The sequence below is a fragment of the Streptomyces sp. NBC_01255 genome (assembly GCF_036226445.1).
Taxonomy (GTDB): Bacteria; Actinomycetota; Actinomycetes; order Streptomycetales; family Streptomycetaceae; genus Streptomyces.
On the sequence record NZ_CP108474.1, the window covers coordinates 4,290,463 to 4,314,075 of the forward strand.

Annotated in this window: 21 protein-coding genes; 10 read left to right on the plus strand and 11 right to left on the minus strand. The window is 70.1% G+C overall.

Features of this window, described 5'->3' with window-relative positions:
- Positions 1-81: 81 nt before the first annotated feature.
- The 3 genes from cydD to OG357_RS19120 are packed head-to-tail and all read right to left on the minus strand — an operon-like array spanning position 82 to position 6,249.
- Complete coding sequence (cydD, locus tag OG357_RS19110; protein WP_329622304.1) at positions 82-3,681, minus strand: thiol reductant ABC exporter subunit CydD; 3,600 nt, start codon at positions 3,679-3,681, stop codon at positions 82-84.
- A 15-nt stretch (positions 3,682-3,696) separates the two neighbouring features.
- Complete coding sequence (gene cydB / locus OG357_RS19115; protein WP_329622305.1) at positions 3,697-4,722, minus strand: cytochrome d ubiquinol oxidase subunit II; 1,026 nt, start codon at positions 4,720-4,722, stop codon at positions 3,697-3,699.
- 18 nt (positions 4,723-4,740) lie between these two features.
- Positions 4,741-6,249 (minus strand): cytochrome ubiquinol oxidase subunit I, encoded by a 1,509-nt coding sequence (locus OG357_RS19120; RefSeq protein ID WP_329622306.1) that lies wholly within the window; start codon positions 6,247-6,249, stop codon positions 4,741-4,743.
- Positions 6,250-6,451: 202 nt separating this feature from the next.
- On the opposite strand from OG357_RS19120, the gene OG357_RS19125 reads away from it, so the two are divergent.
- On the plus strand, positions 6,452-6,835 hold the full coding sequence (locus OG357_RS19125; RefSeq protein ID WP_329622307.1) for a cyclophilin-like fold protein: 384 nt from the start codon (positions 6,452-6,454) through the stop codon (positions 6,833-6,835).
- On the opposite strand, the gene hisC is transcribed toward OG357_RS19125, so the two are convergent.
- Complete coding sequence (gene hisC / locus OG357_RS19130; protein WP_329622308.1) at positions 6,836-7,948, minus strand: histidinol-phosphate transaminase; 1,113 nt, start codon at positions 7,946-7,948, stop codon at positions 6,836-6,838.
- A gap of 403 nt (positions 7,949-8,351) precedes the next feature.
- Here hisC and OG357_RS19135 point away from each other — a divergent pair, with 403 nt between their 5' ends.
- The 3 genes from OG357_RS19135 (at position 8,352) to OG357_RS19145 (ending at position 11,922) form a co-directional block, all read left to right on the plus strand.
- Positions 8,352-9,458, plus strand: a complete 1,107-nt coding sequence (locus tag OG357_RS19135) for a LacI family DNA-binding transcriptional regulator (protein ID WP_329622309.1) — start codon at positions 8,352-8,354, stop codon at positions 9,456-9,458.
- Positions 9,459-9,720: 262 nt separating this feature from the next.
- Complete coding sequence (locus tag OG357_RS19140; RefSeq protein WP_443066697.1) at positions 9,721-11,112, plus strand: metallophosphoesterase; 1,392 nt, start codon at positions 9,721-9,723, stop codon at positions 11,110-11,112.
- A gap of 159 nt (positions 11,113-11,271) precedes the next feature.
- Entirely contained in the window at positions 11,272-11,922 is a 651-nt protein-coding gene (locus tag OG357_RS19145) for a hypothetical protein (protein WP_329622310.1), read from the plus strand.
- Between the two features lie 107 nt (positions 11,923-12,029).
- Here OG357_RS19145 and thiC read toward each other — a convergent pair whose 3' ends face one another.
- Entirely contained in the window at positions 12,030-13,817 is a 1,788-nt protein-coding gene (thiC, locus tag OG357_RS19150) for a phosphomethylpyrimidine synthase ThiC (protein ID WP_329622311.1), read from the minus strand.
- Between the two features lie 199 nt (positions 13,818-14,016).
- Between thiC and OG357_RS19155 the strand changes: the two genes are divergently transcribed.
- Positions 14,017-15,396 carry a YibE/F family protein gene (locus OG357_RS19155; protein ID WP_443066698.1) on the plus strand — a complete coding sequence of 460 codons (1,380 nt, stop codon included), beginning with the start codon at positions 14,017-14,019 and terminating at the stop codon, positions 15,394-15,396.
- Between the two features lie 99 nt (positions 15,397-15,495).
- Here the strand turns inward: OG357_RS19155 and OG357_RS19160 are convergent, their stop codons facing one another.
- The 4 genes from OG357_RS19160 to OG357_RS19175 form a co-directional block, all read right to left on the minus strand.
- Complete coding sequence (locus OG357_RS19160) at positions 15,496-15,930, minus strand: SsgA family sporulation/cell division regulator (protein WP_317601948.1); 435 nt, start codon at positions 15,928-15,930, stop codon at positions 15,496-15,498.
- 138 nt (positions 15,931-16,068) lie between these two features.
- Complete coding sequence (locus tag OG357_RS19165; protein ID WP_443066699.1) at positions 16,069-16,794, minus strand: IclR family transcriptional regulator; 726 nt, start codon at positions 16,792-16,794, stop codon at positions 16,069-16,071.
- Positions 16,795-17,076: 282 nt separating this feature from the next.
- Positions 17,077-17,295 carry a DUF5326 family protein gene (locus OG357_RS19170; protein ID WP_329622314.1) on the minus strand — a complete coding sequence of 73 codons (219 nt, stop codon included), beginning with the start codon at positions 17,293-17,295 and terminating at the stop codon, positions 17,077-17,079.
- A gap of 168 nt (positions 17,296-17,463) precedes the next feature.
- A complete protein-coding gene (locus tag OG357_RS19175; protein WP_329622315.1) occupies positions 17,464-17,781 on the minus strand; it encodes a cupin domain-containing protein in 318 nt (105 codons plus the stop codon).
- Between the two features lie 51 nt (positions 17,782-17,832).
- Between OG357_RS19175 and OG357_RS19180 the strand changes: the two genes are divergently transcribed.
- The 5 genes from OG357_RS19180 to OG357_RS19200 all read left to right on the plus strand — a co-directional run bounded on the left by OG357_RS19180 (position 17,833) and on the right by OG357_RS19200 (position 21,559).
- Entirely contained in the window at positions 17,833-18,213 is a 381-nt protein-coding gene (locus OG357_RS19180; RefSeq protein WP_329622316.1) for a phage holin family protein, read from the plus strand.
- Positions 18,214-18,223: 10 nt separating this feature from the next.
- Positions 18,224-18,715, plus strand: coding sequence for a low molecular weight protein-tyrosine-phosphatase (locus tag OG357_RS19185; RefSeq protein WP_329622317.1), 492 nt, complete (start codon positions 18,224-18,226; stop codon positions 18,713-18,715).
- Positions 18,712-19,881, plus strand: coding sequence for a cystathionine gamma-lyase (locus tag OG357_RS19190; protein ID WP_329622318.1), 1,170 nt, complete (start codon positions 18,712-18,714; stop codon positions 19,879-19,881). Before OG357_RS19185 ends, OG357_RS19190 begins: the two co-directional genes overlap by 4 nt.
- Before the next feature lie 266 nt (positions 19,882-20,147).
- Positions 20,148-21,044: a LysR family transcriptional regulator gene (locus tag OG357_RS19195; RefSeq protein WP_329622319.1), complete on the plus strand. Its 897-nt coding sequence runs from the start codon at positions 20,148-20,150 to the stop codon at positions 21,042-21,044.
- Between the two features lie 35 nt (positions 21,045-21,079).
- The gene (locus OG357_RS19200) at positions 21,080-21,559 is read left to right on the plus strand and encodes an NUDIX hydrolase (protein ID WP_329622320.1); all 480 of its coding nucleotides are present in this window, start codon (positions 21,080-21,082) and stop codon (positions 21,557-21,559) included.
- Here OG357_RS19200 and OG357_RS19205 read toward each other — a convergent pair.
- On the minus strand, positions 21,502-22,743 hold the full coding sequence (locus tag OG357_RS19205) for a globin domain-containing protein (protein ID WP_443066812.1): 1,242 nt from the start codon (positions 22,741-22,743) through the stop codon (positions 21,502-21,504). The genes OG357_RS19200 and OG357_RS19205 overlap by 58 nt on opposite strands.
- Positions 22,744-22,851: 108 nt before the next feature.
- Positions 22,852-23,523: an HAD family hydrolase gene (locus OG357_RS19210; protein WP_329622322.1), complete on the minus strand. Its 672-nt coding sequence runs from the start codon at positions 23,521-23,523 to the stop codon at positions 22,852-22,854.
- Positions 23,524-23,613: the final 90 nt, after the last annotated feature.

The following is a 23,613-nucleotide window of genomic DNA, read 5'->3' on the forward strand; positions in this document are numbered from 1 at the left end:
GTTAGTCCTATTTGGCGAGAAAAGTCGGCCGATGGCCTACCGTCCCGCTCATGCCCCCGACATGGCCCCGCTCATGCCCCGTCATGCCCCTGACGCGGCCCGGCTCGGCCCGGCGCCGACGACGAGCAGATCGGTCTCCCGCTCCTGCTCCAGCATCCGACGCAGCGGGCCCTCCGCCTCCGCCAACTCGGCGTACGGGCCACGCTGCACGGTCCGGCCCTCGGCCAGGACCACCACCTCGTCGACGGCGTCGAGCCCGTGCAGCCGGTGGGTGATGAGGACGGTGGTGCGGCCCTCCGTGGCCCGGAGCAGGTCGTCGGTGAGCGCGTCGGCCGTGGCCAGGTCGAGGTGCTCGGCCGGCTCGTCGAGCACGAGGACGGGGAAGTCGGCCAGCAGGGCGCGTGCGAGCGCGAGGCGCTGCCGCTGGCCGCCGGAGAGCCGCGAGCCGTGCTCGCCCACGAGGGTGTCGAGCCCGGCCGGGAGGCCGTTCACCCAGTCGAGCAGCCGGGCCCGGCGCAGCGCGTCGCGCAGTTCCTCGTCGCTCGCCCCGACCTTCGCGAGCCTCAGGTTCTCCCGGACGGAGCTGTCGAAGATGTGGGCGTCCTGGGCACAGAGTCCGACGAACCGCCGGACCGCGTCGCCGTCGAGCTCCCAGGCGGGCACGCCGCCGATCCGGTACATGCCGTTCTCCACGTCCAGGAACCGCAGCAGCACCTGGGCGAGCGTGGTCTTCCCGGAGCCGGAGGCACCGACGACGGCGACCCGGCGACCGGCCTCCAGGGTGAGCCCGAAGTCGGCGAGCGCCGCGCGGTCCTGCCCGGCGTGCCGGGCGGAGAGCCCCGTCAGCTCCAGTGGGAACGGGTTCGCCGGGGGAGTCTCGGGCCTGGCGGGCTCGTGTACGGGGACGGGGGCGTCGAGCACCTCGAAGACGCGCTCGGCGCTGTGCCGGACGCGCTGCCGGTACTGGACGGCGAGCGGCAGGCCGGTGACGGCCTCGAAGGCGGCGAGCGGTGTCAGGACGACCACGGCGAGGGCCACTCCGTCGAGCCGCCCGTCCCGTACGGCCTGGACGCCGACGAGTGCGGCGGCCGCGACCGTCAGTCCGCAGACCACCGCGGAGAGACCGGCGCCGAGCGCGGTGGCCGCGGCCTGCCGGGAGGCGATGGAGGTGAGGTGCCGGTCGGCGGTCCGGGTCCGCTCGACCCGGCCGGGCAGCGCGCCCGCGACCGTCAGTTCGGCGCAGCCGCGGAGCAGGTCGGCGACGGCGGTCGCGAGGGCGCCGCGTGCGGGGGCGAGCCGGCGCTCGGCCCGGCGGGCGAAGGCCCCGCCGACCGCCGGGACGGCGACACCCGCGACCAGCAGACCCGCGGCGAGGACGGCCCCGGCCTCGGGCAGCAGCCAGGCGGTGAACCCGGCGGAGGCGACGCCCACGACGAGGGCGGCGCCCACCGGGAGCAGCCAGCGAAGCCAGTAGTCCTGGAGCGCGTCGACGTCCTGGACGAGCCGGGAGAGGAGGTCTCCGCGGCGGGTGCGACGCAGCCCGGCCGGGGCGATCCGCTCCAGGCGGCGGTAGACGGAGACCCGGAGCTCGGCGAGCATCCGGAGCACGGCGTCGTGCGAGACGAGCCGCTCGGCGTACCGGAAGACGGCCCGGCCGATGCCGAAGGCGCGCGTGGCGGTGACGGCCATCATCAGATAGAGCACGGGCGGCTGTTCGGAGGCCCGGGAGATGAGCCAGCCGGACACGGCCATGAGTCCGACGGCGGAACCGAGGGCCAGGCTCCCGAGCAGGAGGGCAAGCGCCATGCGTCCCTTGAGCTCACCGGCCATGTCCCGGACCCGCCCGAGCAGCGACCGCCCGGAGCCCGTTCCGGCTCCCTCGTCGGCCACGCCGACCGCTCCGGCGTCCGGTCCGCCGCTCACGGCCCCCTCCCCACCGGACCGATCCGCCGAGTCCGATCCCGCCGCTTCCACCTGGCCGCGCGCGCCGACCGGACCCGCCACGCCGACCGACTCCGACTCGGCCGAACCCGCTTCCCGGGCCGCCGTCGGAATCAGGCTCACCACCCGGTCCGCGACCGCGAGCAGCGCCGGACGGTGGACCACCAGCAGAACCGTCCGGCCGGCCGCGAGACGCCGGACCGCCTCGACGACGCCCGCCTCCGTCTCGCCGTCCAGCGCGGCCGTCGGCTCGTCGAGCAGCAGCAGCGGCCGGTCCGCCAGGAACGCCCGGGCGAGCGCCAGGCGTTGCCGCTGGCCCGCCGACAGCCCGGCACCGTCCTCGCCGAGCGGGGTGTCGAGCCCCTCGGGAAGCCCCGCGACGAACCCGTCCGCCCCGGCATCCCGCAGGGCTTCCCGTACCGCCTCGTCGGAGGCGTCCGGGCGGGCCAGACGTACGTTCTCGGCGATCGTCCCCGCGAAGAGGTACGGGCGCTGCGGCACCCAGGCGATCCGCGACCGCCAGCCCTCCAGGTCCAGCGTCGCGAGGTCCTCGCCGCCGACCCGGACGGAACCGCCCTCCTCCGGTGCCACGAAGCCGAGCACCACGTCGAGGAGCGTCGACTTTCCGACGCCGCTCGGACCGACCAGGGCCACCGTCTCGCCGGGCTCGACCGTCAGCGTCGCCGCGTCGAGGGCCGGTTCGGCGCGCCCCGCGTGCCGCACGGTCACCCGGTCGAGCTCCAGCCGCACGGAGCCCGGAACCGCCCCCGTACCGCCCTCGCGTACGGGCTGCTCCAGGACCTCGAAGATCTCCTCCGCCGCCGCGAGTCCCTCGGCCGCCGCGTGGTACTGCGCGCCCACCTGCCGCAACGGGAGGTAGGCCTCGGGCGCCAGGATCAGGATGACGAGCCCGGTGTACAGATCGAGCTCACCGTGGACGAGCCGCATGCCGATGGTCACGGCGACGAGCGCGACCGACAAGGTCGCGAGGAGCTCCAGGGCGAAGGAGGAGATGAAGGCGATCCGCAGAGTGCGCATCGTCGCCTGCCGGTACTCCGAGGTGATCGCGCGGATCGACTCGGCCTGGGCCTTCGCCCGGCCGAAGATCTTGAGGGTGGGCAGCCCCGCCACGACGTCCAGGAAGTGGCCGGAGAGCCGGGAGAGCAGCTTCCACTGCCGGTCCATCCGCGCCTGCGTGTACCAGCCGATGAGGATCATGAAGAGCGGAATCAGCGGCAGAGTGACGACGATGATCGCCGCCGAGACCCAGTCCTCGGTGACGATCCGGGCGAGGACCGCCACCGGTACGACCACCGCGAGGCCGAGCTGCGGGAGGTAGCGGGCGAAGTAGTCGTCGAGCGCGTCGACGCCCCGCGTCGCCAGCGCGATCAGCGAACCCGCCTTCTGGCCGCTCAGCCACCCGGGTCCGAGCGCGGCCGCCCGGGCGAGGAGCCGGCCGCGGAGCTCGGACTTGACCGCCGCACTCGCCCGGTGGGCGGCGAGCTCGGTCAGCCAGGAGACGACCCCCCGCGCCACCGCGACTCCCGCGAGCAGCAGCAGAGAGGTGGTCAGATCGGAAACCGCCAGGCCCTTCTGGAAGGCCCCCACCACGATCTCGGCGATGAGCATCGCCTGGGCGATGACCAGCGCCGCCCCGGCCAGACCGAGCACGACCACCGCCGCAAGGAAGAAGCGGGTGGCCCGGGCGTACCGGAGCAGACGCGGATCGATCGGTTTCACGTGAAACATGCCCCTCTAGTGAGCTCGTGCGTCGGTCGGCTGGTGAGCGTCGGCGATGTGCTGCGTACCGATGCGCTTACGGAACACCCAGTAGGTCCAGCTCTGGTAGAGCAGCACCAACGGGGTCGCGATCGCCGCGCACCAGGTCATGATCTTGAGCGTGTACGGGCTCGACGACGCGTTCGTCACGGTAAGACTCCACTCGGGGTTGAGCGAAGACGGCATGACGTTCGGGAACAGCGCGAGGAAGAGCATCGCCACCGCGGCGGCGATCGTCACACCCGAGAGCGCGAACGACCAGCCCTCGCGCCCCACCTTGATGGCACCGATGGCGCCGACCAGGGCCACCACGGCGATCAGCATCGCCGCGAGGCTCCAGCTGTCCCCCGTGTCGACCTGGGTCCAGATCAGGAAGACGAGCGCGAGCACGGCCGCGACCAGGCCCAGCTTGAGTGCGAGCGCCCGGGCGCGCACCCGGATGTCACCGATCGTCTTGAGCGAGGCGAAGACCGCGCCGTGGAAGGTGAAGAGGGTGAGCGTGACCAGACCGCCGAGGAGCGCGTACGGGTTGAGGAGGTCCCAGAAGGTGCCGACGAACTCCATCTCCGCGTCGATCTTCACGCCCCGGACGATGTTGCCGAATGCCACGCCCCAGAGGAACGCCGGGATCAGGGAGGTCCAGAAGATGGCCTGCTCCCAGTTGCGCTGCCAGTTCTCCTCGGGCCGCTTCGCCCGGTACTCGAAGGCGACGCCCCGGACGATCAGACAGACCAGGATGATCAGCAGCGGCAGGTAGAAGCCGGAGAAGAGCGTCGCGTACCACTCGGGGAAGGCGGCGAAGGTCGCGCCGCCTGCGGTGAGCAGCCATACCTCGTTGCCGTCCCAGACGGGACCGATCGTGTTGATGAGGACCCGCTTCTCGGCCCGGTCGCGGGCGAGCAGCTTGGTCAGGACGCCGATCCCGAAGTCGAAGCCTTCGAGAAAGAAGTAGCCGATCCAGAGGACGGCGATGAGTACGAACCAGACGTCGTGGAGTTCCATGCCTCGTTCTCCTGAGCCTCAGTACGAGAAGGCCATGGGGCGGTCGGGGTCACGGGAGTCCCCGCCGATCTTGGTGGGCGGGTTGAGGTCGTCCTCGGTGAGCTCCGGCGGTCCCGCCTTGACGTACTTGACGAGGAGCTTGACCTCGATCACGGCGAGAACGGCGTAGAGGGCGGTGAAGATGATCATTGAGGTGAGCACCTCACCCTGGGAGACACCGGGGGAGACCGCGTCCCGGGTGCGCAGCACGCCGTAGACGACCCAGGGCTGACGGCCCATCTCGGTGAAGATCCAGCCCCAGGAGTTGGCGATGAGCGGGAAGCCCATGGTCCAGAGGGCGACGATCCAGTACCACTTGGTGAAGCGCGGGCTGAGCGCCTTCCGCTTGAACAGGACCAGATTCGGCACTTCGTCCTCGCCGGTCCGCATCCCCGGCGCCAGCATGAACTTCTTGCGGGTGAGCCAGAGACCGAGCATGCCGATGCCCAGGGAGGCCATGCCGAAGCCGATCATCCAGCGGAATCCCCAGTACGCGACGGGGATGTTCGGCCGGTAGTCGCCGGGGCCGAACTTCTCCTGCTCGGCCTTGTTGATGTCGTTGATGCCCGGGACGTACGAGGTGAAGTCGTCGTTCGCGAGGAAGGACAGGAGTCCCGGGATCTCTATGGCGACCTTGTTGTGGCCCTTGTCGACATCGCCGTAGGCGAAGATCGAGAAGGGCGCGGGCGCCTCGCCGTCCCAGAGCGCCTCGGCGGCGGCCATCTTCATGGGCTGCTGCTTGAACATGACCTTGCCGAGCAGGTCACCGCTGATGGCGGTGCCGAGGCCGGCGATGATCAGGGTGATCAGGCCGAGCCGCAGCGAGGTCCGCATCACCGGGATGTGCTTCTTGCGCGCCAGGTGGAACGCGGAGATGCCGACCATGAACGCGCCGCCGACCAGGAAGGCCGCCGTCATGGTGTGGAAGAACTGGGTGAGGGCCGTGTTCTGGGTGAGCACCAGCCAGAAATCGGTGAGCTCCGCCCGGCCGCGCTCCTCGTTGATGCGGTACCCGACGGGGTGCTGCATCCAGGAGTTCGCCGCGAGGATGAAGTAGGCGGAGAGGATGGTGCCGATCGACACCATCCACATGCAGGCGAGGTGGATCCGCTTGGGCAGCTTGTCCCAGCCGAAGATCCACAGGCCGATGAACGTGGACTCGAAGAAGAAGGCGATGAGCGCCTCGAAGGCGAGCGGGGCACCGAAGATGTCGCCGACGAAACGGGAGTAGTCGGACCAGTTCATGCCGAACTGGAACTCCTGCACGATGCCGGTGACGACACCCATGGCGATGTTGATCAGGAAGAGCTTGCCCCAGAACTTCGTCGCCCTGAGGTACTTCTCCTTCTCGGTCCGCACCCAGGCCGTCTGGAGACCGGCGGTGAGGGCGGCGAGGGAGATCGTCAGGGGGACGAAGAGGAAGTGGTAGACGGTGGTGATGCCGAACTGCCAGCGCGCCAGAGTCTCTGGCGCAAGAGCGAGGTCCACGTCGTTTTCTCCTTACTCGCCGTGGTCACATCGGCAGTTTGCCCTGTTAATCCCACCAATTAGGGGACGAACCGGGACACGCTTGTGAACGCGTTCACATTCACAAGCATTATGGCTCATACGAAATTCGTACCTTCAGTCGGGGTCCCTCTACCGAAGGTCACCTCTTCCCAGGACCTTCAACATATTGTTGAATCCGGGCATGACCCTTCGGATACGCATCTTCTGGCCGGCCGGACACACCACGGCGACCCTTGAGGAAACCCCCACGAGCGCGGCGCTCGCGGGGGCTCTCCCGATCTCCTCCACCGCCCGGACCTGGGGCGAGGAGGTCTACTTCGACACTCCGGTCTCCGTCCCCGTCGAGGACGGCGCGCGCCAGGTCGTGGAACCGGGCACGGTGGCCTTCTGGACGGACGGCGACGCGCTCGCCCTCCCCTACGGCCCGACCCCGATCTCGCGGGGAGACGAGTGCCGGCTCGCGAGCCCGTGCAATCTGCTGGGCGCGCTGGACGGCGACCCGCGGATCCTGGCCACCGTCAGGGACGGCGACCCGATCCGCGTGGAGCTCGTCGCCGGCCGCTGATCAGCCCTGCTCGCGGAAGCCCTCCGCCGCCTTCAGGAACAGGTCGTTCGCCTCGGTCTCACCGATCGTGACGCGCACGCCCTCGCCCGCGAACGGCCGCACCATCACGCCGTGCCGCTCGCACTCCGCCGCGAAGTCCAGCGTCCGCTCGCCGAGCCGCAGCCAGACGAAGTTCGCCTGGGTGTCCGGCACGGTCCAGCCCTGGGCCACAAGCCCCGCGTGGACCCGCTCGCGCTCGGCCACCAACGAGCCGACCCGGCCGAGCAGTTCGTCCTCGGCCCGCAGCGAGGCCACCGCCGCGTCCTGCGCCAGCTGGCTGACCCCGAACGGGACCGCCGTCTTGCGCAGCGCCGCCGCCACCGGCTCGTGGGCGATCGCGAAGCCGACCCGCAGCCCCGCCAGGCCGTACGCCTTGGAGAACGTACGCAGCACGGCGACGTTCGGCCGGTCGCGGTAGAGCTCGATGCCGTCCGGGATGTCACCCCCTTCACCTGGGGTGGAACGGACGAACTCCCTGTACGCCTCGTCGATGACGACCAGGACGTCGGAGGGCACCCGGTCGAGGAAGCGCTCCAGCTCGGCCCGGCGGACCGCGGTGCCCGTGGGGTTGTTGGGGTTGCAGACGAAGATCAACCGGGTCCGGTCGGTGATCGCCGCGGCCATCGCGTCGAGGTCGTGCACGTCGCCGTCGGTCAGCGGCACCTGTACCGAGGTGGCACCACTGATCTGCGTGATGATCGGGTACGCCTCGAAGGAGCGCCAGGCGTAGATCACCTCGTCGCCCGGGCCGGACGTGGCCTGGAGCAGCGACTGCGCGACCCCGACCGAGCCCGTGCCCGTCGCGATGTGCGAGACCGGCACGCCGAAGCGGTCGGCGAGCTCCTGCATCAGGCCCGTGCAGGCCATGTCCGGGTAGCGGTTGAAGTTCGCGGCGGCGGCCAGCGTGCTCTCCATGACCCCGGGCAGCGGCGGATAGGGGTTCTCGTTGGACGACAGCTTGAAGGCCACGGGTCCGCCCGCGGCGGCCGGCTTGCCCGGCTTGTAGGTGGGGACGCCGTCCAGCTCGGCGCGCAGCTTGGGGCTGCCGGTGCTCGTCCCGCTGGTCTCGCTCACAGTGTGGCCTCCTCGGCCGTCCGTACCGCCAATACTCCTCACCTTATGAGGATTCGCCTCCGCTGCGAATGGCCTGTGGACAACAGGAGGGACACGCTGTGGACAGCGCTCCCGATCCCTCCCGCGGCGAGCCCGTGGAGAGGGGGAGCGCGAGCCCGGGTGGCGCGCGCCGGTGGCGGGCGCCGTGGCGCGCATCCCCCGTAGAGGTGAGTTGAGACCTCTTCGAGACCTCGCCCCTTCGCCAGGCCTATGCCGTTCGGCAACCCTAGGTCGCATGGAAGAACCCTTAACTGCCTTGGATTCCTTACCTATTGACCGTTTTCGATCATGCAGAAACGTGCCTGTCAATGCCTGCATATGCGACCGTCCCGACCGCCCCTCATCGCCCTACTATCGGCTCGCCATGACAGCAGCAGGGAAGCACCAGGTGAGCCGGGCACAGACCCGGGGAAGCCGGCAGGGCCGGGCAGGCATCCGGGACGTGGCCGCCGCCGCCGGGGTCTCCATCACGACTGTCTCCGACGCGCTCAACGGCAAGGGCCGACTCCCGGACGCCACCCGCCGCCACGTCCGCGAGGTCGCCGACCGGCTGGGCTACCGCCCATCCGCGGCGGCCCGCACGCTCCGTACGGGCAAATCGGGACTCATCGGCCTGACCGTGACCACGTACGGGGATGAACCTTTCACCTTCACCGAATTCGCATACTTCGCGGAGATGGCCAGAGCAGCCACATCGGCGGCACTCGCCCGGGGCTACGCCCTGGTCATCCTCCCCGCCACCTCCCGCCATGACGTCTGGTCGAACGTCGCCCTCGACGGCACCGTCGTCATCGACCCCTCCGACCACGACCCGGTCGTCACCGAACTGGTCCGGCAGGGCCTCCCCGTCGTCTCCGACGGACGCCCCGCCGGCACCCTTCCGGTCACCGCCTGGGTCGACAACGACCACGAAGCCGCCGTCCTCGATCTGCTCGACCACCTCGCCGACGCCGGCGCCCGCCGCATCGGCCTCCTCACCGGAACCACCACCGACACGTACACCCGCCTGTCCACCACCGCGTACCTCAACTGGTGCGAGCGGGTCGGCCAGGACCCCGTCTACGAGTCTTATCCGGCGCACGATCCGTGCGCGGGCGCCGTCGCGGCCGACCGGCTGCTCGCCCGCCCGGACCGACCCGACGCCGTCTACGGCCTCTTCGATCCCAACGGAACCGATCTCCTCGCGGCCGCGCGCCGCTACGGGCTGCGCGTCCCGGAGGACCTGCTGCTGGTCTGCTGCAGCGAGTCCACCGTCTACGCCACCACCGAACCGCCCATCACGACGCTCTCGCTCAAGCCACGCAGGATCGGCACGGCCGTCGTCCAGCTCCTCATCGACGCCATCGAGGGGATCGATACGGACGGTCCGGTTGAGCAGGTGATACCGACCGAACTCATCGTCCGCACGTCCTCGCAGCGGCGCTCGCCGCGCACCACGGTCAGCCCGCCGCGCTCACCCGCGAAGGACTGACCGAGGCTCACCGACACCGCCGCCCCGCCCCTGCCCGTGGGCCGGGGCGGCGAAACCGAGCACCGTACCGGCCTCAACCCTGGACTGGACCTTCTCAATTCGGGCGAAACAACCGGTGAACCCGGAGTGGACCCGGATTCACCACCCCTGGTGCGTCACACAGGAGGACCCTCATTCCTATGATGGGCGGACGACATCGTGGGCCACCCCGACCAGGCCGGTCCACGATGTGCAGGGCATCGCGACGGTGGTGGAGGGGTCCATGACTCAGGGGGCCGGGCAGGAGCCCGTGGTGCGCACGGCGACATTGCGCGACTTCCGCGTACCGCCGTACGCCCGGGTGCCCGTACAGGGCCACGCCGCCGAGCCGACGTCCGCGGATCAGCTGCCGACGCCCGCGCCGGCCGCCGAGCACCTTCCGCCGGCTGAGCCGGCTGCCGAAGCACCGGCCGAGGCGCCGGTCACGACACCGGTCGCGACACCGGTTGCCCCGCCCATGCCGGCCACCGCGCCCGCGCGGACCGTCGAGGCAGCACCGAGCGGGTCGCTCCCCGTCGTCGGCGCGCCCCTGTCCGCCCCCGCCGATCCGACCCTGCTCCTGGGCCGCCGTGTCGCCCCCGCGTACACCGGCGTCACCACCAGCACCACCGGCTCCTCCATCGTCTCGGTCGCCACCGGCCACCCCGGCAGCGCCTTCCCCGAAGGAGGCCTGCCCGAGGGCTACACCCCGACCGAGCGCGACCTCCCGATCATCAACCGCGGCGACACCGTCCAGGTCCGCGTCACCCCCGACGCCGCCACCGCGCCCGACCCCGCCGCCACGACCGGCGACGGCCCCGGCCCCCTCTACGTCGTCGGCGACGTCCACGGCTACCTCGACGAACTCGTCGCCGCCCTGCGCGCCCAGGGCCTCGTCGACGAGAACGGCGGCTGGGCCGCGGGCAACGCCCGGCTGTGGTTCCTCGGCGACTTCACCGACCGCGGTCCCGACGGCATCGGCGTCATCGACCTCGTCATGCGCCTCTCCGCCGAGGCCGCCGCCGCCGGTGGCTACTGCAAGGCCCTCATGGGCAACCACGAGCTGCTGCTGATCGGCGCCAAGCGCTTCGGCGACACCCCGGTCAACTCCGGGGCGGGCACGGCCACCTTCCAGGCCGCCTGGCTGCTCAACGGCGGGCAGAAGCACGACATGGACCGGCTCCAGGACGTCCACCTCCAGTGGATGTCCCGGCTCGACGCCGTGGTCCTGGAGGACGACCACCTCCTCCTGCACTCCGACACCACCGCGTACCTCGAATACGGCGAGACCATCGAGGACGTCAACGAGACGGTCCACGAGATCCTCAACCGGAGCGACGCCGACGAGGTCTGGGACGTGTTCCGGAAGTTCACGAAGCGCTTCGCGTTCCGCGACGAGGGCGGACCGCAGGCCGTCCAGGAGCTCCTCTCCACCTACGGCGGCAGCCGGATCGTGCACGGCCACAGCCCCATCCCGTACCTCCTCGGCCAGGTCGGCACGGAGGAGAGCGAGAACGGCGGCGGCCCGATCGTCGACGGACCGCATGTGTACGCGGACGGTCTCGCGATCGCCATGGACGGCGGCGTGACCATGGCCGGAAAGCTGCTGGTCGTCCAACTCCCTCTGAACGGCTGACGCATAACCCTGCGCATCCGGGGAAGTCGATTTCCGGAAACACTCTGTCAGCCCGTGGCGTCACCGCAATACCATCGGACCATCCGTAGCAGGCTCTCCTCCGTTTCCGCCCGACCAACCGTTCTCCACGGCTGATCCGGGCCTGCGGAGCATCGGGGGATGCACATGAACGTGGCTCCGTACCTGCTGACCGAGGATCGCGCCGAGTACGAGCGGGTCCTCGACGACGCACTGAGCACCGCCCACGCACGTCCGGATCTCGCCGGAGTCGGGACCCGGCTCACGGTCGGACAACTACGCTCCATGGCCCTGAACGCGACAGCGCTGATCACCACCGCGGCGTCCAGCGAGTACGACCACTTCGTCAAGGTCCGCGAGCAGAGCCGCGTCGCGGTCGCCACCCGCATACCCGCCCCGCAGGACGGCTCCGGCGCGGGGATCGTCGCGATCGTCACCGTCATGGTGCCCGTCCTCGCCGGGTCGGCCGCCTTCATCTTCCTGCTGGTCGGCGCGCTCCTGCACGCGATCGCGCCCACCGTGGTGTTCGGCGCGACGCTGCTGACGGCCGGCCTGGTGTTCGGCGCGGTCGCCGCCGCGGGCCTGCTCTGCGCGGCCGCCGGACTCCTCCGGACCGCCCTGCGCAACAGCCCGACCGCGACGGTCAGCGCCGGTGCGCCCGCCACCACGGCGGACGACGAACTGTCCCGCGCTCGCGAGGCCTGGCGCCTCGCCCTGCTCGAACGCGGCGTCGTCCCCTTCCTCCGCGACGCCCTCGCCGCGATGGACCGGGACGACGGCACGCCCAGCTGAAGGCGGCACCGCCACCTGACAACGGCACCGGCCCGCGACTCCCCCGTGGGTCGCGGGCCGGTGCCTGTTCGGAAGCCTGCGTGATGCCGGCCCGGAAGCCGCCGCGGTCAGTCCGCGAGCGGCAGGTAGACGCGGTTGCCGGCCTCCGCGAACTCCTTCGACTTCTCCGCCATCCCGGCCTCGATCTCCTGCTGCGTGCCGCCGTGCTCACGCCGGATGTCCTGGGAGATCTTCATCGAGCAGAACTTCGGACCGCACATCGAGCAGAAGTGCGCGGTCTTCGCGGGCTCCGCCGGCAGCGTCTCGTCGTGGAACTCGCGTGCGGTGACCGGGTCGAGCGCCAGGTTGAACTGGTCCTCCCAGCGGAACTCGAACCGCGCGTCCGAGAGCGCGTCGTCCCACTCCTGCGCGCCCGGGTGGCCCTTGGCGAGGTCCGCCGCATGGGCGGAGATCTTGTACGTGATGACGCCCGTCTTCACGTCGTCCTTGTTGGGCAGGCCCAGGTGCTCCTTGGGCGTGACGTAGCAGAGCATCGCCGTGCCCCACCAGGCGATCATCGCCGCGCCGATGCCGGAGGTGATGTGGTCGTAGGCGGGCGCCACGTCCGTCGTCAGCGGGCCGAGCGTGTAGAACGGCGCCTCCTCGCAGATCTCCTGCTGGAGGTCGATGTTCTCCTTGATCTTGTGCATCGGGACGTGACCCGGGCCCTCGATCATCGTCTGCACGTTGTGCCGCTTGGCGATCGTGTTCAGCTCGCCGAGCGTACGCAGCTCCGCGAACTGCGCCTCGTCGTTGGCGTCCGCGATCGAACCGGGGCGCAGACCGTCGCCGAGCGAGTACGTGACGTCGTACGCCGCCAGGATCTCGCAGAGCTCCTCGAAGTTCGTGTAGAGGAAGTTCTCCTTGTGGTGGGCGAGGCACCAGGCGGCCATGATCGAGCCGCCGCGCGAGACGATGCCGGTCTTGCGGCGCGCGGTGAGCGGCACGTACGGCAGGAGCACGCCGGCGTGCACCGTCATGTAGTCGACGCCCTGCTCGGCCTGCTCGATGACCGTGTCCTTGTAGATCTCCCAGGTCAGGTCCTCGGCCCGGCCGTCGACCTTCTCCAGCGCCTGGTAGAGCGGCACGGTGCCGATCGGCACGGGGGAGTTGCGCAGCACCCACTCGCGGGTGGTGTGGATGTTGCGGCCGGTGGACAGGTCCATGACCGTGTCCGCGCCCCACTTGGTGGCCCAGGTCATCTTCTCCACCTCCTCCTCGATGGAGGAGGTGACGGCGGAGTTGCCGATGTTGGCGTTCACCTTCACCAGGAACCGCTTGCCGATGATCATCGGCTCGATCTCCGGGTGGTTCACGTTCGCCGGGAGCACCGCGCGGCCCGCGGCGATCTCCTCCCGTACGACCTCGGGGGAGACGTTCTCCCGGATCGCGACGAACTCCATCTCCGGGGTGATCTCCCCCCGGCGGGCGTACGCGAGCTGCGTCACCGCCTGGCCGTCGCGGCCGCGGCGCGGCAGGCGCGGGCGGCCGGGGAAGACGGCGTCGAGGTTCTTGAGCCCGCCACCGCGCGGTGACGTGTGCTTGATGCCGTCGTCCTCGGGGCGGACGGGACGGCCCGCGTACTCCTCGGTGTCACCGCGCGCGATGATCCAGTTCTCGCGCAGCGGCGCCAGGCCACGCCGTACATCGGTGTCGATGGTGGGGTCGGTGTACGGACCGGACGTGTCGTACAGCGTCACGTCCTTGCCGTTGGTGAGGTGCACCTGACGGACCGGGACCCGGAGGTCGGGGCGCGAACCCTCGACGTAACCCTTGTGCCAGCCCGGCGTGCGGGTGCCGTCGACGGACGTGCCGTCCTGGTCGGAGGCAGGCGTGCGTGCATCCTGAATGGTCATGAGACCGATCTCCCTACGCCGGCATTACCCGGTAACAGGTTCGGCGGTCGGCGCAGCCTCCTCCCGTACGTGCGTACGGTGATCAGCGCCCTCTCAGCCCGGTGCTCCGAGCTCCCGCGTGTGCAAAGGTGTCACCACGCTAGCGTCATCCCTGGCGTGCTGAACAGTGGGCCCCCACCGTTCTTGCGATGATCGGTCGGTGACTTCCCCCCAGCAGCCCCCCGAGCCGCACGGCCACGTCCCCGGTCCCGACCACGGGCACGGGCACGATTCCGGCCCCTCCCATGGGCACGGGCACAGCCACAGCCACGGCCCCGCAGCCCCCGTCTCCCGGCATCTGCGCAAGGTCATCGCCGCGGTCCTGATCCCCTTCGCCACCGCCGTCGTGGTCGGGCTCGCGGTCCTGTGGCCCGGCGGCGCTCCGGCGCACGAGCGCACCGGGGTCGGCTTCGACCGGCAGACCGAGCAGGGCACGGTCGTCTCCGTCGAACAGATCGACTGCAAGGACGTGAACGCCGCCCAGGTCCCGCCGACGGGCGACACGTCCACACCCGAGGGACGCGAGGCGGTCGAAGCCCAGCAGGGTCAGTGCGAGAAGGCGACGGTCGAGGTCACCAGCGGCCCGGAGAAGGGCCGTACGTTCACCGAGATCGTGCAGCCCGACGCTCCGCGCCAACTGCACGAGGGGCAGGGCGTGGTGGTGGCGTACGCCCCGGACGCCCCCCGCGACCTCCAGTACTCCGTGACGGACGTGGACCGGAAGCTCCCGATGGCGCTGCTCGCCGGGATCTTCGCCGTCGCGGTCGTGGCCGCCGGCCGGATGAAGGGCTTGATGGCGCTCGTCGCGCTGGTCGCGAGCTTCGTGGTGCTGACGTTCTTCATCCTCCCGGCGATCCTGGAGGGCTCGAATCCGCTGGTCGTGGCGGTGGTCGGGTCGAGCGCGATCATGCTGATCGCGCTCTACTTGTGCCATGGGCTCTCGGCCCGCACGTCGGTCGCGGTGCTCGGCACACTGATCTCGCTGCTGCTGATCGGACTGCTCGGCTCGCTCTTCGTCGGCTGGGCCTCGCTCAGCGGCAACACCGACGACAACACCGGCCTGATCCACGGCCTGTATCCGGACATCGACATGTCCGGCCTGCTGCTCGCCAGCATCATCATCGGTTCGCTCGGCGTCCTCGACGACGTGACCGTCACCCAGACCTCGGCGGTCTGGGAGCTGCATCAGGCAGACCCGCGGATGGGGCCGCGCGCGCTGTACCGGGCCGGGATCCGGATCGGCCGCGACCACATCGCCTCGGTCGTGAACACCCTGGTCCTCGCCTACGCGGGCGCCGCCCTGCCGCTGCTGCTGCTCTTCTCGATCGCGCAGAGCAGCATGGGCACGGTGGCCAACAGCGAGCTGGTCGCGGTGGAGATCGTCCGAACGCTGGTCGGTTCGATCGGTCTGGTCGCTTCCGTGCCGCTCACCACGGTCCTCGCGGCGCTGGTGGTCTCCGCCGACCGGCCGGGAGCCGACGCCGACGGGAAGCCCCGGGCGGCGGCGGTACGGGGCGGTCGGCGCCGCCGCGCGAAGTAGGGATTCCGGGTGTGGGCTGGTCCGTCCCGCACTCCCGCACCCCGTACTCCGCGTCCCGTCCCGTTCTCCGGTGTACCCCGTCGCTGTGCCGACGGGGTCTCAGCCGGCGTTCTCCTCTGCCAGAATCCGGCCGAGTGCCGCCTCCAGGTTGTCCTCGAAGTCGCCGAGTGTCCGTTCCTGACCAAGCGGAACCAGCTTGTCCGTGCGGTCGAGGAAGGCGACCAGCGGCGGCGCGCTGGCCCGGAACAGGGCGCGGTCGCCTCCCACCTGAAGCCGGATGGAGACGTCCGAAAGCCCATCGGGGTCCGTCGGGGCGATGTGCACGTCCCCGTCCCCGCTCGGCTTGTTGATCCCGTCGAGCAGCAGTTCCCTGCCGAACGCCCAGGTCACGGGCGCGTCTCCGGGGAGGTGGAAGGTCATCCGCACCGCGTAAGGATCCCGGGTCTCGTATCGCAGCTCGACTGGGATCTTGAAGCAGAGCTCCTCGGAGACGAGGAAGCTCATCAGGACCTCGGCCTGAACCGACTCTCGCATCATGTACCCCGCAGTAGATGAAGCAGTTGTGTAAACACAGCTGCTGAAAGCTGTGACCGAAACGGCCAGGAATGATCCCCCGTGGCCCTCTTGACGCAATCGTGCTGTAAGCGCTAGCAGATCACAAGGAGTGATTTTTCAGATACTGATAGAGAACGCGAGCGAACTGAAGAGCCTCCCGATCTCCGTACGTAGCCGCTCGACTGCTGGGAGCAACCGTTCTTCCTGGTGAAGGGGGAGGGAAATGGCCATCGCGGCCGCCGCGGAGCCCGCTGTGATGGGAATGGCGGCACAGACCGTGCCGAGTGCATATTCCTGACGCTCTACCAGGGGCTCCATTCGCCCCAAACCGCCCAAACGATCCAAAAGCACACGCCGGTTACGCACCGTGTACGGAGTGATTGCTTCCACCGGATGGCGGTCGAGGTGGTCTTGACGAGTTTTCAGATCGAGTTGACTCAGCAGGCACTGCCCGATGGCGTGCGCGTGCGCGGTCTCGCGGAAGTCGGCCCACTCCTCCACCGCGGGGGCCGAGGGAGTGTCCGCGACAGCGACGAGCTCGATCTCGCCCTCCCGATAGAGGGCGAAGTACACCGGCACACCGATCTCGTCCCGCCAGCGGGCAAGGGAGTCTTCGATCTTGATGCGACGATTCTGCACAGCTCCGCCGCCGGCCAGTCGGACGGCGGCGTCGCCCAGGACGAACACACCCTTCTCGCGGCGTAGATAGCCCTCGTGCGTCAGGGTGCGGAGCAGGTGGTACGTGGTGGGCAGCGGAAGGCCCGTCTCGCGGGCGAGCTGTTTGGCCGGGGCGCCATCCGCATGGGAGGACACGGCCTCCAGAAGTCTCAGCGCCCGCTGCACCGAGCCGATCAGGGTAGGTGCAGCAGACTGCGTAGCCGTGGCCAAAGGTCACCCCCAGGCGTGACGACGGATGCCATGCATCCGCCCGCGGGGGCCGCCCCCGCGCGCCCGCCGGGCCTGGGAAACCGCTGGTCAGTACGGCGGTCTACGCCCGTAGTCCCCAACACGGCGGAGGGATTCCACTCTAGTGGCAGCCTTTGAGGCCCTGCCCGGATTCCAGCCCCGCGTTCCCCCGGGCGGGCTAATGCCCGCCATCGGTTCCCTACGGCTCCGCGGCTTGTGCTACCAGTCCTCGCGCGACCCGGTGGAGTTCTTGAACTTCCGCACGACGTAGACGAGTCCGGCGACGAGGGCCACGAAGAGCAGCACCTTGAACAGCACCGCGACCACGAAGGTCAGGACGCTGGTGATCAGTCCGCCGAAGACCAGCAGGACGAGAGCGGGTATGGCGACCCACTTCACCCACCAGGGCATCCCCGCGAGAATCTCTTGTACGGCCATGGTCCTACCTCGCTCTCGAAGATCTGTTCCGCGCATTCCGCGCCGAACACCCTCAAGGCTAGGGGCGGAAAGCGGCCCACGGGGGCCACGGGGCCCCCGCTCTCCCCTGATCCGTCCCCTAGGGGGTCGCCGGCCTCCGCATCGGGGCCGCCACCGCCGCCTCGGGCCTCAGCCCTCCGGCGGGGAGAAGACCACCATGACCCGCAGGTCCTCGCTGATGTGGTGGAACTTGTGGGGCACCCCGGCCGGCACGTAGACCACGCTGCCGCGCGCCACCTGGGTCGTCTCCTCCCCTACCGTGATCGCCGCACGGCCGCTCACCACGAAGTAGACCTCGTCCTGGCCGTGCGGCTGCTGCGGGTCGAGCGCCCCGGCGTCCAGCGCGTACAGGCCCACCGACATGTTCCGCTCCCGCAGGAACTGGAGGTAGGCGCCCTGGTTCGCGGCGCGCTCCGCTTCCAGTTCGTCCAGCCGGAATGCCTTCATCGCCTGTCAGCCCCTGCCCTTGGCCCGATCATGTCTGCCACGATCAGACACATGAAGAATTTTGTAGTCAAGACGCTCGCGAACGCGGGCGCCCTGGGAGTCGCCGTCTGGGTGCTCTCACCGGACATCACCCTGACCGGTGAGAGCACCGGCAGGCAGGCCCTGACCCTCATTCTCGTCGCCCTGGTCTTCGGGCTCGTGAACTTCTTGGTCAAGCCGATCGTCAAACTGCTGACGCTGCCGCTCTTCATCCTGACCCTCGGCCTGATCACCCTGGTGGTCAACGCCCTGATGCTGATGCTCACGTCCTGGTTTGCCGACCTGTTCGACCTCAGCTTCCACGTGGACGGCTTCTGGACCGCCGTCGTCGGCGGCCTGATCATCTCCGTCGTCTCGTGGGCACTGAACGTCGTGCTCCCCGACGGTGACTGAGCCGGCGACCGTGCCCTATCGCGTGTGCTTCGTCTGCACGGGCAACATCTGCCGCTCGCCGATGGCCGAGCACGTCTTCCGCCGGCGGGTGGAGGAGGCCGGCCTCGGCGGGGCGGTGGAGGTCGACAGCGCGGGGACCGGCGGCTGGCACGAGGGCCACGGTGCCGACCCGCGCACGGTCGCTGTCCTGGACGAGAACGGCTACACCTCCGCGCACTCCGCGCGCCGGTTCCAGGCCTCGTGGTTCCCCGCCCTCGACCTGGTGATCGCGCTGGACGAAGGGCATCTGCGGGAGCTCCGGGCACTCGCCCGCACCCCCGAGGAAGCGGCGAGGATACGGCTGCTGCGTTCTTACGACCCGGCCGCGGGGGACGCGCTCGACGTCCCCGACCCGTATTACGGGGGCCGGGAGGGCTTCGAGGAATGCCTGGAGATGGTGGAGGCCGCGAGCGGGGGACTGCTCGCTGCCGTACGTGCGGAAATGGAGGAACGGACAGCGTGACCGACCAGGCAAGCGACCCCGGCCGGCGGACGGCCGGCGTACTGGGTGACGGCACCCTCGCCGTGCGGGCCGGGCTCCCCGCGCCCGTGAAGTACGAACCGACCCTGCCGGGCCCGGTCTTCGCCGCGCACTTCCATCTGCCGGGCGAGCCGACGGGCGGCTACGCGTACGGCCGCGACGAGAACCCCACCTGGACCCACCTGGAACGGGCCATCGGCGAGCTGGAGGCACCGGGGGAGCAGGGCGTCGAGACTCTGGTCTTCGCCTCGGGCATGGCCGCGATCTCCGCTGTCCTCTTCTCCCAGCTGAAGGCGGGCGACGCGGTGGTGGTGCCCACCGACGGCTACCAGGCCCTGCCGCTGCTGCACGAGCAGCTGCGGGCGTACGGCATCGAGGTCCGCACCGCGCCGACCGGCGGCGACGGGCAGCTCGCCGTCCTCGAAGGCGCCCGGCTGCTCTGGATCGAGACCCCGTCCAACCCCGGGCTCGACGTCTGCGACATCCGGCGTCTGGTGCGCGAGGCACACGCCGCGGGGGCGCTCGTGGCCGTCGACAACACCCTCGCCACCCCGCTCGGCCAGCGGCCCCTGGAGCTGGGCGCGGACTTCTCCGTCGCCAGCGACACCAAGGGCATGACCGGGCACGGCGACATCCTGCTTGGGCACGTGAGCTGCCGGGATCCGCTGCGGGCGGCGGAGGTACGGCGCTGGCGCAAGGTGGTCGGCGCGATCCCCGGCCCCATGGAGGCCTGGCTCGCCCACCGTTCGCTGGCCACCCTCCAGCTGCGGATCGACCGGCAGTGCTCCACCGCTCTGTCCCTCGCGCGCGTACTCGCCGAGCGCGACGACGTGACCGGGCTGCGATATCCGGGGCTGCCCGGCGACCCGTCGCACGCGGTGGCGGCCCGGCAGATGCGGCGCTTCGGCCCGGTGGTCTCCTTCGAGCTGGCGGACCGGAAGCGGGCCGAGCGGTTCCTCGAAGAGCTGCGACTCGTGGACGACGCCACCAGCTTCGGCGGCGTGCGCTCCACGGCGGAGCGGCGGGGGCGCTGGGGCGGGGACGCGGTCGCGGAGGGCTTCATCCGCTTCTCGGTGGGCGCCGAGGATCCGGAGGACCTGATCGCCGATGTCCTGCGGGCCCTCGACGAGGCCGGAGCAACCGGCTGAGTCCGTCGTGGTGGCAGGGACCGGTTCCTACCACGCCCGGCCGGCAACAGGCGCACGGAACGGGGCGCTCCGAGCCTCCCCCCTCGTGGCTCGGAACGCCTCGGTTCCACGCGCGGAGACCGCCTGAACAAGGCTAGTTGACTGTGCGTCAGTGTCCAATCACGGTAGCGACAGAGACCTATCGACTTATTTATAGTTGGACGGTCCTGAGGCGCAGTCAGCCGACCGCCTGAGTCGAACGGCCGCACGGCCGGGAGGGGGCGGACATGGATCTGGCTCTGCTGCGCACGTTCGTCGCGGTGCACCGGGCCGGCTCCTTCACCCGCGCCGCCGCGCTCCTGGGACTGTCCCAGCCCGCCGTCACCAGCCAGATCAGGACCCTGGAGCGGCAGTTGGGGCGGCCGCTCTTCCTCAGACAGGCGCGCGGGGTCACGCCGACCACGATCGGCGACGAGCTCGCTCACCGTGCCGCGCCGCATCTGGACGCGCTGGTCGAGATCGCCGAGACCGGGCTCGACGAGGAGAGCGGCGTCCGCACCCTCCATATCGCCGGGCCTCCGGAGTTCACCGCGCTCCGCGCGCTGCCCGCGCTCACCCCGCTGGTCGGCCAGGGGCTCGCGATCCGGGCGACCTTCCTCGGGAACGCGGAGGAGATCCTCGACGGGCTCGCGGCCGGCCACCATGATCTGGCCCTCACCACTGCCCGCCCCCGCGGTGGTCTCTTCGTCGCCACCCCGCTCTGCGACGAGGAGCACGTACTGGTCGCGGCCCCGCGCTGGGCCGCCCGGCTCGCCCCCGAAGTGCTGCTCCGCAAGGGGGCGGTGGTCCTGGAACAGCTTCCGGTGGTCGAGGTGCACGAGTCGCTGCCGTTCGTCTCCCGCTACTGGGCCGCCGTCTTCGAGACCAAACCGGCGGCGGCAGCGACAGTGATCGCCCCCGACCTGCGAGCCGTACGGGATTCCGCGGCCTCCGGTGCCGGTCTTGCCGTCCTGCCGCGCTATTTGTGCGAGGAGGCCTTGGAGCAGGGGCGGCTCGTGGCGCTGCTCGACCCTGCGGTGCCTCCGCTGCGAACGTACTTCCTGGTGGTGCGGACCGGGACGCTCGCGCTCTCGCACATCGCGCGGGCGCACGAGGGTTTGTTGCAGGCCGCAGGGGACTGGTGAGTTTCAGGACACCGCGTACGGGCCATTTTCTTCCCATGACCGAACGGCCCGTGATCAAGCGCACCGCACGCGCCATCCTGCTCGACGGGGACGACCTCGTCCTCATCAAACGCACCAAGCCGGGGATGGATCCCTACTGGCTCACGCCCGGTGGTGGCGTGGAGCCTTCCGACACCACCGTCGTCGAGGCCCTGCACCGCGAGGTGCTCGAAGAGCTCGGCGCCAAGATCACCGACGTGGTGCCCTGCTTCGTCGACACGATCGAACACATCGTCGACGGCGGGGTCTCCGGGGTGAAGGTCCAGCACTTCTTCGTGTGCCGGCTCGGCTCCATGGACCCCTCCCTGCGACACGGCCCCGAGATCGACGAACCGGTCGGCGAGTACGAGATCGTCCGGGTGCCGTTCAGCCGGGTCGGCATCGCCGCCGTCCATCTCGTCCCTCTCTCCCTGCGTCACTACCTCGACGGCAACATCGAAGGAGTTCGCGCCATGCACGCCCCCGACCTGGGCTGATCACTGTTCGCCGGGGTGAGCTCGCCACTCGCGGTGGTGAGCTCGGCCAGGAAGTCGTGCCGGATGCGGTCCGACGGCACCCCTGCTCCGCGCAGGGCGTCGACCCCGCGGCGGACCATGCCGAGCGGGCCCGAGAGGTAGGCGTCGCGCTCCTCCCAGCGCCCGTAGCGGCAGACGGCGTCCGGGAGCCGCCCCTGCTCCTCGGTGACCGGGTGGACGGAGAGCCAGGGGAAGGTCTTCTGGAGCCGCAGCATCGTGTCGATGTCGTAGAGGTCGTGACCGCTGCGCGCCCCGTAGAAGACGTCGACCGGCCGCCGGTCCCCGTGCTCGGCGACGTCCTCGACCAGGGCCTTGATCGGCGCTATCCCGGTGCCACCGCCCAGGCAGAGCAGTCCGCTGTCGGTGGAGTGGTCGACCGTCATGGAGCCGGCCGGCGGGCCGAGGCGCAGGGTGTCTCCGGGGCGCGCTCTGTGGACCAGTGCGTTGGACACCCAGCCTGCCGGGACCGCTTTGATGTGGAGGGCGAGCAGCCCGTCGGGCCGGGGCGCCGAGGCGAAGGAGTAGTGGCGCCAGATCCGTGGCCACCAGGGGGTCTCCAGCGTCGTGTACTGCCCCGCCAGGAAGGGGTACGGCTGATCGGGCCGGAGGGTGACGACGGCGACGTCGGGGGTGCGGAGATCGTGGGAGACCACCTCGGCCTGCCACCACGCGGGCGCGCGCTCCTCGTTCTCCGCCGCCGCGTCGATCATGATCTGGGAGATCGTCGTGTACGTACGGACCCAGGCCGCCTCGGTCTCCTCGCCCCAGCTCGCCGTGGCGTACCGGACGAGCGCTCCGATCAGGGCCTCGCCGACGGCCGGGTAGTGGGCGGCCTGGGTGCCGTACTTGCGATGTCCCTTGCCGAGGTTCTCCAGATACGCGGTGAGGACGGGTACGTCGTCCAGGTGCTCGGCCGCTGTCAGGAGGGCCTTCAGGAGCCGGTCCCGCTGGGTGTCCATGGCCGCGGGGAACATCTCGCGCAGCTCGGGGTTCCGGACGAAGAGCAGGGCGTAGAAGTACGAGGTCACCTGGTCGGCGACGGGTGCGATTTCCGCCAGCGTCCGGCGGACCAGAATCGCGTCGTGGGAGGCCTCTCCGGGTATTCGGGCCTCCGTCCCGTCCGTCGTGCTGGTCGGAGCATCCATCATGTGCCTCGCCTCGCGCTGGCCGGCTTCCGTGCCCGCAGCATGACATTTCCGGGCACCGCTTCGGACGGAAAGCGGAGTTCTCGGTCCATAGGGCCGGGTTTCCGGCTAAGCTGCGCGGTTTCGGACGAAGCTGTAGGCCTCTCGCAGGTCCCCTCCGGTGTAGCTGTGGCGGGAAAGCCCGGCGAGATGATGGTCCGCGTTCACGGCCACGGTGTCCCGCACGATCGCGAAGAGCTCGGCGTCGGACATCGAATCCCCGTAGGCCACGCAGTCGGCCCATTCCATGCCGTACTCCGCGCAGAGCTCCCGAGCGATCCGTACCTTCCCCGCCGCGTCGAGGATGCCGGGCCGATGGATCGGCTCCGTGAAGGGGACAGCAGGCCAGCGTGACCCGTGCACCGTGTCGACGCCCCAGTCGAGAAGGCGGTCGACGAAGAAGTCGGGCGAGAGGGAGATGACCGCACAGCGCTCACCCCGGGCCCTGATGTCGGCCCAGACCTCGCGGATGCCCGTCAGCCAGGGCGCGCCCTCGAAGGCCGCGGCGACCTGCTCCGGGGTGAGCGTGGCCCAGAGCTCTCGGGCCCTCACGGCGAACTCGTCCGGAGTGAGCCCCCGCAGAAACCCCTCCTCCAGTGCGGCGATCTCCTCCGCGAGGCCCAATTGCCGGGAGATCTCCACGGCGGCGGCCGAACCTCTGATCAGCGTGCCGTCGAGGTCGAAGAGGTGCAGTCTGCTGTGTCGGGATTCCGTGGATTCACTCGGTTTCACGTGAAACATCGTCCGTATCCCAGGGGCTGGAATCAACGCTTCCCGGGTAATCGGCCGGATCTCGTAAACCGGTGGACGGAAGATCACTGCTTCGGTCAG